Below are 15,578 nucleotides of genomic sequence, written 5' to 3'. Positions count from 1 at the left end.
CATACCAGGTCCTTGATGAAAGGTTCGCGAAAGTAAAACTGTTTGTTGAGCTGAGGTAAGATCTTTAAACTTTGGTGTACGTTCCAACTTATGGGTATTCCAACTTTCAATTGTGGACCTAAGATGACTTTCCTTTACTTTGAAGTCAATTTGATTTGCCTCTTTGGAAGTAAGCATTGTCTGTAAAGCAAGAGGAAGTAAGTCTTTTGCTCTCTCTTTTGTTACACCTGCAAAAGGAAGTAGTTTTTCTTCAAGAGTTTTAGGAAAATCAAATTTTTTAATATCGTGAGAACTATACTGCCCCACATCAAATCCAGTCGCAAAAGTTATACCGCTTTGATCAATAACCTCGCCATTTTCATAAGTCACCTATAGTTTTGCCACCAACACTTAAATAACTGGTTTGACCGTCCTTATCGGCACGCGCTTTAAAGAGCACATCAATCTATCAATTATCCAGCCTTTGCAATAGCTTGATATTCTCTAAAGAAATACCTGTTAATTTGGAAACAAAATCTGGTTCAGAACCTTCCTCCAACATTTTTTGAGCCGCCTCGATTTTTTTCTCCTTCTCTAATCCATCCTGTTTGGCATCTCTCATCACCTGATAAGTAAATCTAGAAACTCCCACTAATTTCTTTTCAATATATAATTCAATAAAGTAGTCATTATCACTCTTTAGTGGAAGACGTTGCCCTTTCACTATAGCCCCAGGTGTAGGATCTAACCAAAGCATTTGCTCTTGATTTTTAACAATATCTTCGCCTATATAATCTGGATATTTTATGAGTGTCCTTTCCGTAGCCTCTTGAAAAACAATATTATCCTTTTTGTCAACACAAATAATTTCTATCTGATATTTTTTCTTTGTCGGATTAATAATCCCAAAATAAACGTAATAAAAAATTTTCTTATCTTTATTCGTAAAAATATGAACATCTTTTCCTGGTGCATATACATCAAATATAATCTTTTTTGCAGTATTACTTATTAGCACTCTATTAATAACAACACTATCATTTGGGGTCTTTGCATAACCGATAGTAACTATAAATAATAGTAAAAATATCGTTTCTTTTATTATCTTAATCACTAGAAACTCCTAAAAAAAGATGTCCTAATGAATCATAAATGTTATTCTGGCGCTGTAAATCATAGGCACTGGGCCCCTGATCATAACTTACAGCTATTTCAAAATTATCTTTTGATAAATCCACTCCAGATCGATTATATTCGTGGTTATTGGTAGAACAGAAACATTCAACCACTTATTTTACCAGTCCTCATATTGTACATCTATCTCACCAGGTATTTTTGATAAAGATATATTCACTTTTAATATTACAAATCCACCAATTTCATATTTCTGATGCGTAGTATAAGCAACCAATTTTTTCTTCTTATCATCATTCAAAATACTTCCATAAAATTGATTATCTTTCTTCTTCCCATTGTTAAAAATATAATTTTTGAACGATAAATTATCTTGCGAAAATCCGTAGGCTTCATAAATGTCCCCTTCAGCGGTTCCAAATTGACTAATCAGTAAAACATCTGATTTTCCTTCCTGATCTCCCGATAAAACAAGTATTTTAGCCCCCTCACTATTAAGTGTGATTTCATTAAAATCCTTGAAAATAGGAGTTTTACCCGGAAAAAATCTATTTCTATCAACATCATATAAGTATATTTGAAAATGACCAATACTTTCCATTGTTGTATAGGATTCCCCATCGATACGCGAATAATGTTTTGCTAATTTACTTTTTCCATCTTTTGCATATAGATAAGCCATGATTTTGCTTCCATCACTTCTATGCAAAAGTGCTTTAAAAGGTGAGTGAAGTATATTCTCCTCCATTTTCTGGCTCATAATATCCTTATCACTCGAGGGGCTACCAAGTACGTTGCTATAGTTAAAAAATAACAGGCCACCTATTAACAACATAAAATTCATTTTTCTTACGATATTCATTTTCATCTCATCTAATGATAATACTTAGGCACTATAAATAGGGGTTGGTACGACGGATTAATTTGTTGCATTTTCGTTACTTGAGGGTAAATAATTTTTGCTTGTTTGCTAGCCCAATCGATGTCAGTCGCATATTGGTTTTTTCCTGGGCTCACCGGATTCCAACGCATTCCATGTAAAGTACTTTGAGTGTTTCCAGAACTATTTATCCATTTTTCAGATATAATTTTTGCTGCTCCCATAATACCTAGTTCAGGTGTATGCCACCCATGTGATTTCGCAAATTTAATGCCCCCGTTAAAAGCATCTCCATCTGAAGCTCCCATACCAAAAAAATTATTATATTTAGCCAAGGGACTCTCTCCATTTCCACTCTCTAGAAGTGCATGACTTACTAGATACAGTGGATTTATATTATTATCTTTAGATGCTTTCAAAAAAATTGCTCCTTTACCACTAAGTATTCCCATCCCATCTAACAAAATATCTAAATCTTGAGTACTCAGCCCATCTTGATAATGTAAATCCAAAAATTGCATCTTTTTTATAGGATCAGCGAATAACTTATCTACATTCATTGACCTGCTAACTTGATCTCGCGATGCTTCCGCCCATCCTTCTCTAAACGAGTATTTCGGGCTATTCGTTCCTTTTAAACTCATGTGGATATCCAATGCCTCTTCATGACTATAATGGGCTCGCTGATATATAATTTTACTATCACTGTTGAGGCTAAGCCCCATCATTTCAACATTTGCAGTGGAATCATTAACTAACTGTTTGAGTCCATGTCTGGAACCCCAGTATGTTTTATTTTCAAAGGTTAAGTAATCCTCGCTGCTCTCCGTAAGCCGAAGCGCCTCATACCCACTCCCACTCAACTGTCGTGCCAGGTAATTTTTAAACACAGCTTCCTCAGTGCGCTCAGGATGAATCATATCAAGAACGTTTTCTGTTAAATACAATTCATCGCTTAAGGTAAAATCTGGCTCTTGTGATTGGGGCTGTTCTAAAATTGAATCTTTATCCACTATCCCCGAACCAATCGCACTTCCCAAGTTATCGCTGAGCACTTGGGCTGCGTCAAAATGAACGCCGGTAGTGGCTTCTGCTCCTGCTGTGGTTAGGGCTCTTAGTTCAGAGCTCAGGATTCCCGTATTGTGGTCTACTCTTCTTAATGTTTGGTCTAGCTTCCTGCCCATAGTGCCGCCCATAACCCCTGCAGTGACTCCGGCTACGGCCAGTTGTTCCCAGTCGAAGTGTTGGTGTTTTTGGAAGGTCAGGTTGAGGCCTTGGCTTAGGGCGTTTTGCTCCATCAATTGAGCAGAACTTGCAATGTTAAAGGCTTTGGATACCGACAAATTATTCATGGACTCTACAAAACCTTGATATGCAGGGCTGTTGTTTAAACCACGTAATAATCCTCCGGTGGCCGCAGTAGCAAGGCCTGAAATTAAAGCCCCTTTAAAATCCATACTCTCTTGCATTCCCAACGCTTTGGCAACCCCTTGACTCGCAATACTGCTCATAAAACCTGCGGTAAAGCCAGCTGCTAAGGTGACTCCAGCCGTGGTCGTAGCAGTACCTCCCAAAACGCCCATTCCCAGTGCAAATAATCCACCGCCACCTTGAATAGTCGCACCAGCCAAGGCGCCAATAACTCCCGCGGTCATCACCGTGGCAACTACCGCCACTATAGCAACTACAATTTTCGAGAAAAACCCATTATGCTTTTTAGGCAGCAAAGGCGGCGCTGGCGGTAAAGGGCTTGCGGTGGTGGCACTGGTATTACCTATCATTTGATTGGCATTGAGTACTTTGTGAGTGCGGCTCGTATGGTGCTGACCTGTCGCAACAGGAGGGATGTTCAAACGCTGGCCAATGTGAAGTTGACCACTCCCCCCTACTTGCGCGTTTCTATCACTAATGCCATTAGCATCCGCTAATAAATACCACAGACTGCTGTCCCCATAAACTTGTAAGGCAATACCCTCCAGAGTGTCACCCGCTTGCAGAGTATAGGCACCTAAATTATCTTGCGGGGATTCCGGTAAAGTACCCTCAGCACTTGCTCCTGCTGTGCGTCCTAAAAAGGTACTGGTAGTTGGAGTTACTGAATTTCGTTTCCAGGCAAAGCGACTGGCAGGCTCTACTTTTTCCTGACTGCCACTTGGAGTAAAACCACCATATACGGTTAATCGCTGCTTGCCTTGTTTGTCCAGGTGCAAATCACCTATGGTTTTTCCAGCAACACTTAAATAACTGGTTTGACCGTCTTTATCTTGACGCGCTTTAATGCCCTCAATTGTACTGTTCAAATAATGATTGCTATTAATCCCTTGAGAATCAATGGCATCACTTAATTGGCCATTCTCATCATAGATTCTGCTACTTATCCCACGAGTACTGCCTCCCTGGTCGGAGGTTTGCGTGGCAGTATCCAGACTTTGTTGGTAGCTGTCCCAAAGGGTATAACTGTATTCATGTCTTAACGTATAACCCGGAGTTCTTCCTTGTCCATTAACATGGAGCTTTAATTCAATCAGATTTCCGACTTTATCATGTTCAAAAGCCGTGTGAGAGACTTCAATCCCATCCCTTTCTGTCTTTTGAGCTTCTAATAGTCCATTAGAAAATGACATGATGTTTTTTTTTGATAAATGACCCAGCGTATCAAAGCTGTCTTCTTCTATGACCCGCCCTGCCCCATCATAAAATTTGGATTGAAGATTAATTCCATTTTTTTGAATCAGATCCAATTGATTCTCTTCGTTATACACATAACGGTAATTTTGAATCGCACCGTGTTCGTACTTGGCAGCATTTTGAACGTTACCCGCTGCATCATAAGAAGAAGTACTGCCCTGAGCACCAGTCATCTTAATCTCGCCATTCACTAATTGGCCTTTGTTTACCGTCATCCGATTGTTTTCATCATAAAGATAATAATCTTCACTTTGCACGGCCTCATACCCTGTATAATTCGCGCTGACTTGAGTATGGCGAATATTGCCCACGGCATCATATTCATAATCAATAGACAATAAGGCATGGTCTTTGTTGGGAAAATGCCTGTCTATGTCTTCTGGATTTCGGCGTCTGACTTGAAGCAAGCGACCTAAAGCATCGTATTGATAATAGTCGGTTTCTCTAATCCATCCGTCTTTAGTCGTTCCTCCTCGACCGGATTCTTTACTGCTTAATTGACCCTCGGCATCATAGGTATAATTAACGGTCTCATTCTTGGTTTCATCAGCAAATTGGATAAGCGCCCCATCCCCTTGATAATGATATTTAATGTGTTTTCCTGACGTGGAGCTCTCCTCAATCAACAATCCGTTGGTATTATATTGATAAGAAGTGGTGTGCCCTCCTAAATCCGTGTGCTGCTCTAACTTCCCTTGAGCATTGTATCTCCAGGATTGACTATGCCCCTGGGCATCTTTTTCTTTGGTTTTATGGCCAGCATCGTCATATTCATACTCTGTAACATAGCCACGCGCGTCACGACGTGTCACCTGATTGCCTAAAGTGTCATACCAAAACGCCGTTTCTTCTTTAGCTCCATTTTTTTGTTTGATTAATTGTCCAGCTTCGTCATAGTCATACTTTTGATTCGTTTTGGGGCTACTGACTTCGATTAAGCGATTGGCGCGATCATAGGTATAACGAGTCACTCCTTTTAACTCATTCATCGATTGGGTGAGTTGGTCCAGTAAATTATAGTGTCTGGTGCGTTCATGTCCTTGGGCATCTCTTTCTACAATAACCCGTCCCAGAGCATCATATTCTTTACTCACTACATGACCATTCGCATCGACCATGGCTATGGCTTGACCTAATTCATCATAAGCATAAGTATTAATCGGTTTTAAAATACGCCCTACCCCATGCTCATCAACCACTCGAACCGCAGGTAACTCCTGTTTGACTAATTGGTTAAAGGAGTTGTATTCATAACGGGTTTGAAAACCAAGAGCATTCGTGAAACTGAGCATGTTGCCCCAGCGGTCTACTGTTTGTGACTGCCAGGCATACTCTAGATGAACGTCATTAGTATTCTCGGAAGAATTAACCGTGGATTCTTTAACCTGGCTTAAAAGATGTCCTAATGAATCATAAACATTGTTCTGGCGCTGCAAATCATAGCTCCAACGATCTTGATTATAACTTAGCTCTATTTCAAAATCTTTCTGCGATAAATCCACTCCAAATCGCTGATATTCGTCACGAAAATTACTGGTCGAGGTCACGACTTGAGTCACATTATTCATCAAATCGTAAACAAAAATTTGATAATAGCCTTGGGTGTTTGATCGCCAGACACGCCCCAGGCAATCGTAATCGACATGAACGGTAAAGTTACCATTAATGCCTTTGGCAACAACCTCTCCAAAGGCATTGTATTGTGCATCTTCCGTATGGATTGCCCCCGAATTTTTAAACGTCGCGGTTTGCACCAAATGATTTTCACTGTTGTAAGTGTATCTTTTGTCTTGAATGAGTACGCTGTTATCGACTTGCTTTAAAGAAGTCCAGCTGCGGGCAAGATTACCATTAGCATCATAACTGTAATAAACTTTATGGTTCATGCCATCAGTTTCCGCAATCACTTGACCTTGTTCATTGTATTCCTGTCGCGTCAGCACATCCTCGCTGGAAGCTCCTTTTAAAACGAAGTGTTCCTCATCAGCCTCCTGAACGCCCTGTGCCCAGCGTCTTGTTTCCACTAGATGACCTAAAGCATCATACGCATAAGTAGTTGCTTCCCGCCCTTCCTGAGTCTTAGGAGCAACTTTCGCAATCAACTGCCCTAATTCATCATAATAACAATAGGACGTATTGCCTTTAGGATCAGTGGTGGTAATGAGATGACCAAGCGCATCATAACCATAAGTCGTGGTAAGATCCTCTGTAACGGTTTGATAGGAATTAGTCCCTGATTTTAGACGTTCAAAACGAACTTGTTTTAAGGTTTTACTGGTCAATTGGCCTAAGGCATCGTAAGCATAGGTTACCCTGCGATCTTTATCGCTGTTTTGACCAGGGCTGAAGCTCTCAATATCCCAATTATGGGCAGCCAGAGCATATTCAGTCATACTGTCCACTTCACCAAATGCATTGAGATGATAGGTGGTTAAATAACCTTCAGCATCAATCACCGCCGTTTGATGGCCGTCTTTATCATAGTAGGTATAAGTATCAGCCCAGTCAGATTCATTAATCTTGACTGAGGATTTGATGACCTCGCCAAAGGCATTGTAAGTACTTTTTGTGGTTGGTTTAAGACTAATATCGTAGCGGCCAGTTTTGGAATTATACATCCGGACCGGATCACGACTGACTTCAATGACTTGATTATCCAGATTATAAACATAAGCTTCATGTCTGTCGTACTCACTTGATTGAGCTGCCTTTTCAAGCGTTAGCATATCGTACAGTCCGTCTTTATCTACTTTGAGAAGATTGGCATAAAGCGTTTTTTCGATCACACGACCAAAAGCATCATATTTATATTGCGTTAATGCGCCTTGCGTATCGGTACTGTAAATGAGCAATCCCTGATTATCTAAAGCAAAATGTTTCCAATTTCCCGCTTTATCACTGCTTGCAATGACTTCTCCAAAAGCGTTGTATTTGATTTCTTCAGCTAAAGTCTGAAGGACTTCCTGGCGCTGATTGGAAGCGGCCGAACTGGAACGATTGACTTTCACCTCAGGATAAATAGTCTTTATTTTATGATTATTATTATCAAACTCATAAAACACCGTCTGTTTAAGTCCTTCCGAATCACGCACTACTGACGTTAAATTCCCAAAACTGTCGTAAGTGTGGCGGGTTATTATAGAACGTTGTTCCTGCCCCAAGGCGGTAGTGACTTTTGTACTGGGCGCTCGGATTTCTATGAGTTGATTGGTTTCATCATACTTATAAGTCCAAAGAGCTTGATTCGCTTCAGTTTTGCTTAATACATTACCTTGTGCATCATAAGTATATTGAGTTGCAGCTTTTTGTGCATTCACTTGGGTTAAAAGCCGACCTGCTGCGTCGTATTCATAATCCGTTATTTTAGCGTGTTTGTCTTGAGTCTGAAGCGCTTTTTTAATGCCATCCAGAGTATAAAGCGATAAATGAAGGGGCGTGGCGTGAGTTAATTCAGCAATGATATTACCTACCCCGTCATAGCGGCGCTCCAGCACCCGCCCTTCACTGCTGATGCGATACAACTCTTGGCCTGCAGCGTCATAAACAAAATGATTGGTTCTATCGTTGGCGCTTTTTATTAGGTGTTGTCTATTGAGAAGAATCAGGCCTGTCAGAGGTACTCGCGTAGCATAAAGGGTACTTGCAATAACATGGCCCAAGTTGTCGTATTCATAGGACTTGGCAATTCCTTCAGCACTTAATTCTATAATGACCCGCCCCGCTTTATCGTAAGTGTAGCGGGTAGTTTGATCGAGTTCGGGGTTGGATTTTAGGTTTTGAATAATATTTTCTAAAGTATATTGTGCATTAGCGCCTAGTTTGATTGGTTCAGCATACCGTGTGCTCATTACCAATCGTCCACTACGATCGTATTGGGATTCAGTGACGTATCCTTTAGCATCACATTTAAATCGCAGCTGATTTAAACCGTCGTAGACAAAATGTTCTTCACGAGCGCCATCCTTTGGAGGTAAGGAGCTATCCCCTTTTTTTAAGGCGGCTATTGAAATCGATGTGGCATACTGACGTGTATGTGTCATATTGCCATTCTTGTCATACCCATATGTTGTCACATAACCTAATGCATCATAAGCTGTAACTACCTGACCAACACTGTTAAATGTGCGAAATTGATACTGATCATGAAGAGGATCTTCTTTTAATACGCCCCTCAAACTGGTTTCGTCATATTGGGACAATAAGGGTATGGATTTGGCATAAGTCACAGTTTGTAATTCATGACCATTGAGGTCATAAACATGCTCAGTTACCACACCACGAGCATTCACTTGATAGCGACAGCGATTATTAACATCATAAATATAATGCGTTTGGTGTTGGTTAGCATCGGTTTGACTAATCAGATTATCATTCGCATCGTATTGATAAGTGGTTGTGAGTTTCAATCCATCAGGGTCGCTAATGGTTGCCGTTCTTCTGCCTAAATGGTCCCATTGATACGCAGTAACTTTATTGCCCCCTCCCGTATTGATCTCGGTCTGACGAATTAACAGCCCTTTGTCATCATAAGAAAACTCAGTAGCTAAATTTAAGCCGTCAGGATCAATGCAGGATTTTATCAAATTGCCTTGATTGTCATAAATGAATTGCTTGATGCAACCATTGGCTTCGGTTACTTGTAATTGTCGGCCTATAGCATCATATTGATAAAGGGTAGTTAGCTTTAAATCTTTAGGATCTAAAGTTTTCGATAAAAGATGACCCGCAGCATCATAACAATATTCAATTACCTGGCCGCCAGCGTCTTGCTGCCAAATAAGATACCCTGCCTCATCATAATGATATTCTTTAAATGCCTGATCCGGTGCATCAACACGAATTAATTGTCCTTGTTCATTATAATGAAAATCAGTGGTATAGCCATTGGCATCTGTTAACGAGACTTTATCGCCAAAGGTATTATACTGCGTCACAATCTGGGTTTTTTCCACATTATTAGCTAGGGTAATAGTCTTCTTTTTATCATCATAGCTAAAGACTTTTATATTGTTTGTCCGTGTGTAATCTGTTTCTGTAAGAACACGACCATAAGCATCATAGGTTATCAATTTTGACTGATTACTGGCATTGGTGATTACTACTTGCTCACCACGTTTGTTAAGAATATAGTTCATTTGATGAAGTCTTCCATCAATTTTTTTGGTCACCCAACCAAAAGAATCATATTGAATTCCACTGCTCTTGGCGAGCCCATCAACATCATCAATGCGATGAGTTAATAACCCCCGCTTATCGTATTCAAATGCGACACAGGTTTTGTTTTCAAAGTCAATTACCTGGCTACTGAACTCTAATTCCCCAAACGCATTATAACTGCTGGTTACCAGGCCTCGACTTCCACTGTGTTTTGCGATTACCTGACCAATAGTGTTGTATTCATAGGAGGTGAATTCATCAAAACGATCATCTTGTAAGGAGTAAAAACGCTCTGCCAGTTCCTCTGTACTTAAGCCTTTTACCTTGGTTTTTAAGTAAGCACTGTAAGCTCTAGTAAATGCTATTTGACCAAAAGAATTATAACCTGTTTCCATGATGGCGCCGTCCGCATTCACAGTATAGCGCAGCGCTCTGGATTCATCGTAAAAATAGCGGGTGGTTTGGTTCAGAGCATTAGTTTTAGTAAGCAATAATCCGGAATTATCGTATTCAAAATAGATACTGTGTTGCTGCCAAATCGACTCAATTTGCTCGGGTGATAAATCATCTTTTTTTAACAAGACACAGCCCAATTCATCCAGGCTTTGAATCACTCGTCCCAAAACATCATAACGATATCGTTGTTGGCGTGCCGCGTGGGTTTGCTCATCAATTAAGGTTTTCGTCACCAATTGTCCCATTTCATCATAAGCATAAGTGGTTATTAAACCATTTTGTGTTTTTTCTTGAATTAATAAACCTAAATCATTGTATTGGTAGGTAGTATGATGATCATTATTTTGTGCTTGGGGTCGAATCTGTTCTAGAGTCATTGTTTCATTAATTGGAATACTTCTGGATATTGCCTGCTCATAAGAACATTTTTCTTGCAATAATCCTCTGGCATCATAACGGTATTCGGTTAGGTACCCTTCACCATCAATATCTGCTACTTTAAGCCCACGTGCGTCATAAAGACTATAAGTATGGATGTCTTTACGTGCATTTTTGGCCGGTTTATCCAAAGACCAATCATCACTAAACTTTGTAACGGGATTAGCATAACGGCAGGTTGCAATAAGATGCCCTAATCGATCGTAGCGATACTCTGTGGCAAAACCTTCACCATTAACCTGTGCTTCTAATCGACCTTGAGTATCATAGTAATAATAAATAATTCGGTCCTTAGTATCAGACTTCAGTTGAATAGCATTATAAGTTACGGGCTGTTCCGGATTAAAATTACTTAATCTCTTGGCATAAGCAATGGCCGAAATCACTTGACCTTGTGCGTTGTACTGATAAGCAATCACCGCCCCTTGGGCATCAATCCGATAAGCGATTTGATTGTACTGGTTATATACGATTTGGGAGATGCGATCATGTGCACTGCTGTTGGGCTTTATGGATGCAAAAGTTGGAAATAGATCTAACCAACCCTGGGTTGAGACACGCTGTTCATACTCATGGGTTTGTAATAAAAAACCTTCTTCGTTATAGAAATACTCCGTGATTTGTCCACTAGTACTTACACGCGCCTGAACTCGGCCTTGATGATCATAAAAGGTATAACTGGTCAGCCCATCTACCCCAGTTTGGGCTATCATACGACCCGCGGCATCATATTTATAAGTTGACGTGCCGAACTCATGGTTACTGTCCATACGCATGACAGAAAGTAATAAACCACTTCGATCATAAAAACGGATTGTCTGTAAGCCATTCGCATCGGTTTGAATTACCCGCTGATGAAGGTCATCGTATTCAATGCGCTGGCTGTGTTGTTGATTATCCAGAGTTTGAATAAGCCGCCCCAAATCATCATAAACATACTGGGTGATGCACCATCCTCCTTCAATGGGGACACTCTTTTCCACTAAACGACCCGCAGCATCATAACGACTGCGGGTACTCAATGCGCCTGTAAGTACTCCCTGCCCTGTACTATCAACTTGGCCATAATGAATTTCCTCTAGGAGTTGACCCCGCCAATCATAGCGATAATCAATCAAACTCACCTCTTGTGGATTTTGCCTGGCAACCCAGGACTGCAAGGCTTCTATACTGATCAGTTCATCTGCAGCCGTAGCGCTAAGATCATAGCCTGCACGTAAATAACAGCGCGTGCTAATGAGTTGTCCCTCTTCATCATAACGTCGTTCAGTCACAGTGCCATCTGCGGCCAGAGTAAACAGTAAATGTCCTCGTTCATCATAAATATAGCGGGTGGTTTGCGGTTTCACAGGATGATGAGTGCCATCAAAATTCTGATAATGTGTTTCGGCAATTAAACGATGGGCTGAATCGTAAACTCTTTGGGTTATCTGTCCTGAAGGCTCCTCAACGCGAATACAATCCCCTTCGTCGTTATAGCTAAACTTCCAAATTTGATTGCCCTGAACAATTGAACTTAATTGTGCTCCTTCATAATAATAGCGAATACGATACTGCTCGGGTCCATCGATGCCAGTGAGTCTGTTCTTGTCATCATAATAATAAGTCCAAGACTCTCCCAAACCATTAGTAACTGTTGTTTTTCCTGATTGATAATCATAAGTACTTATACGCCCCTCACCATCAACCAGTTTTTTTACCCTACCCTGGGCATCGTATTCTATATGAAGGGCAGTTCCATCAGATTGCTTGATGTCACTAATTCTGTTGCAATCCCCCGCATAATCATAAGTAATCCAAAAGGTTTTACCTTGGCCTATATCTCGACTTACCCTATGTAAGCGTTGCTGTTCATCATATTCATAGTGAAGATGATGGGTCTTAATACCATCGCTGAAGGTCGTTACATCTTGTAATAAACCATTCTGGAAAGACCAGGTTATTTTCTGTTTTCCACTCTTGTCTATAATGGTAGCAAGTTGGTTATTTTCATAATGAAAAGCAACGCTATGGCCGTCCAAGTCGCGAATTTCAGTTAATTGACCTTCCTGAGAGTAATGATAAGCAGTCTTTTGACTTCCTTCACGATAGCTCCAACCATTTTGAGTAAACGTAAGACGGGCGGTTCCTCCTTCTTGAGGTACATAGGTTTGTTTCCTTACATCAAAGAGAAAACAACTTCTATGTCCGTCTTCAGCAATGCGGGTTACCGTAGACCCTTCTGTATTAACGTCCCCATTTATTTCCAATCGAGATTGCACATTAAAACACCAGGAAGAATTACCTTCACCACGGGAATTATAGGTTTGAAATAAATCCAGGCCAAAACCAATATCAGCTAAAAAACCATCCGATTGTCGTAAAATCAGATTACCATTTGCTGCATTGACGTACACAGATTCGCCGCCTTGTCCTAATCCTGCTACCCCTTTAGGCCCATAACTTCCTAAACCTATAGATGAACCTTGTATGCCTAATCCTTCGCCGGTGAATATCTGTGTCATGATGCTTCCTAATACTAATTACTATTTCTGGTTTAAACTTGCCGTTCTAATTGTCATGAGAGACTCTAATTCTCTATAATTTTGAAATAATTAATTCATAACTCTTAGGCTTAAAAGATTTTCTCCTGACAAACCCCCAGGTATATTTTTTATTACCACTTTTATATTGACTACGTAGTCAATGTCGTCTGGAATCAAATCAGAAATCAGCTTATTTTCTTCTATACGTAACCAATTCGGAGGATTAAAACCGCTAGCAAATTTAATCTCATAAGGAGCATCATTATATTCGGGATAGATATCTTTATTCGCTACAAAATCATAGGAAAAGGGTTGTCCTGGATAAAGCATTGGTATCAATGGATTGGCTGCTTTAAACCTTGGAGTCTGTTCTTCATCCACGCTTATCTGTAAAGGGATTACTATTGAATTAGAACTACCGCCGATTGAAGTGTTAGCACGTAAAGTCAGTTGATATTTTTGCCCTGTAGCTTCATCCGGAACTGTACCTTCTAATACCGTTGGGTTAAGAGAAGAAATATGAAGCCAGGATGCTGCTGGTTCTACTTTATCCAAAATTACTTTAAGGTCAGAAGCTCGTGCGGGATCTTTAACATAACCTGATAAATCCTCATAAATATTAGAACCCGCTAATTTTTCTAACTCAAAAGCTTCGATTACTGGCTTTTTGGCTGGATCATAAGCAATAGGAATTTTTACGGCCCAAGGCTCGGAGTCCCCACCTGTGTTTGAGGATGCAATAAGTCTAATTACTACCTCTTTACCTGCTGCCTCTGAAGGAACTGTACCCACAAGAAAGGTAGCATCTTCTTTTGCAATGTGTAACCAACCAGGGTTGTTAAAATTAGGATCAAGGCGAAAAGAAATCTGATTGGTAGCCATAAATCCCTTTTGGGGTTCTATTAGCTCCATCAGATTCATACTGTATTTTTGCTCTGGTAATGCGCCAGCCAAAGAATAATGCTTTTTAAAAACAGGTTTATCTTTAAGATTTACACCAACCTGCACTTTAAAATCTGTAGGTGAGGCGGTGCTACTGGCATTTTGAGCGCCTACTTTGAATACATAGGCTCCGGTGCGATTGGGTGTGCCCACAATAGAGAAGCTGTTCTGATCAAAACGCAATCCGTCTTGTTCTACTGGATTAACTAATCCTTGAGCTGGTCTACCAGCCATCTTGTTTTCGTCATAAAATTTTACTGCTGATTTAAGATTATAAACAAAAGGTTGATTCGCAGTCGCCTCCTGAATAGGTATAGGTAACACCGATAAAGGATGAGGAATTACTTCAACATAAAATCCGGGGGAAGAGTATACTCTATTCCAGTCATGCCCCCGCTCATCGCCCCAAACATGATAAGAAAGTATTCCCACTACCACTTTTCCCAGTTTATTGCCGGGTATCACAATATTCATATTGCAAGTACCAAACCATAAAGTTCGTGCATCGTAAGGTACAAAAGGACAATAACCCGACACAAGCTCCAGAGCGCTTCCCTCGGGCATAGACCATACCTTATGCGTTCTTAGATTCTTAAAGCCCATTTGAACCGGTATGCGCAAGGTCTCCCCATAGAATACAGTTGCAGGAGGGGTTCTATTAAAGTCTATTGTTACGTCAGGATAATCAAAACCAAACGAAACACAACAAAAAAACATCATCCAAAGCAAAACCAATTTTTTCACTGCTTAATCCTTTAAAACGAAAAACCCCTTCTACAAACTGAATTTTTATTTAAAAAATAGAAGACTCTACCCCAAGAACGCAAAATTGGAACAGATGGCATAAAGTAATAAAGTGAAAATAACAAAAAATTGGTGACTTATAAGGAAAGAGACGAGGGATTCCATTGGTTTTGAAAGTTGGCATTTATTTGGTTTCTTCATGAGACTACTCCATAGTTTCCATGTGGCGGTTCCAAGCCGATTGCTATATTAATCAATAGTGTTACGTGGGTCAATAAAAATTGTTCTGCTATAAAAATATTTATAGGACTAGCTGAATATTAAATCTATAGGTGTGGCTATGTCGTTGGTGGTTTGCGCATTGAGTTGAAAATGTTGGGTCACCAGGCTCAAGCACTCTCACAGAATAACCAGCCCGCATCAATTTATAAGCCGCAGCCAAATCGGAAAAACCGACTCCAATAATACAAAAATCAGCTTGTAACTGGCCCATCTTGATGCACTCCTAGTTGTTCAAGTAAATGAAGAGTTAAAAAATCCTTTTGCAATTTTGCAAGAATCGTTCTGAAAATCATGGTGAAATTTCTAAAGTGGCATTGTACTACATCCAGAAGATCCCTCACTTTGTTCGGGAT

At 40.2% G+C, this 15,578-nt stretch carries 6 protein-coding genes; all 6 read right to left on the bottom strand.

Annotated features, from left to right (window positions below; all coding sequences use genetic code 11):
* A partial coding sequence (locus LOX96_RS16950; protein WP_250456434.1) for a pesticin C-terminus-like muramidase occupies window positions 1–369 on the bottom strand: 369 nt, incomplete at its 3' end.
* A 79-nt stretch (window positions 370–448) separates the two neighbouring features.
* Entirely contained in the window at window positions 449–1,093 is a 645-nt protein-coding gene (locus tag LOX96_RS16945) for a hypothetical protein (protein WP_250424671.1), read from the bottom strand.
* 180 nt (window positions 1,094–1,273) lie between these two features.
* A complete protein-coding gene (locus LOX96_RS16940) occupies window positions 1,274–1,975 on the bottom strand; it encodes a hypothetical protein (RefSeq protein ID WP_250424670.1) in 702 nt (233 codons plus the stop codon).
* 11 nt (window positions 1,976–1,986) lie between these two features.
* The gene (locus LOX96_RS16935; protein ID WP_250424669.1) at window positions 1,987–13,236 is read right to left on the bottom strand and encodes a glucosaminidase domain-containing protein; all 11,250 of its coding nucleotides are present in this window, start codon (window positions 13,234–13,236) and stop codon (window positions 1,987–1,989) included.
* A gap of 90 nt (window positions 13,237–13,326) precedes the next feature.
* Window positions 13,327–14,943 (bottom strand): hypothetical protein, encoded by a 1,617-nt coding sequence (locus LOX96_RS16930; protein WP_250424668.1) that lies wholly within the window; start codon window positions 14,941–14,943, stop codon window positions 13,327–13,329.
* Window positions 14,944–15,244: 301 nt separating this feature from the next.
* Window positions 15,245–15,436, bottom strand: a complete 192-nt coding sequence (locus tag LOX96_RS16925) for an NAD(P)-binding protein (RefSeq protein ID WP_250424667.1) — start codon at window positions 15,434–15,436, stop codon at window positions 15,245–15,247.
* Window positions 15,437–15,578: the final 142 nt, after the last annotated feature.

The organism is Legionella maioricensis (assembly GCF_023618015.1).
In the GTDB taxonomy this organism is placed as follows: Bacteria; Pseudomonadota; Gammaproteobacteria; order Legionellales; family Legionellaceae; genus Legionella; species Legionella maioricensis.
Note: the sequence above shows the minus strand (reverse complement) of the source record. Positions and strands in the feature narration are given on the sequence as shown.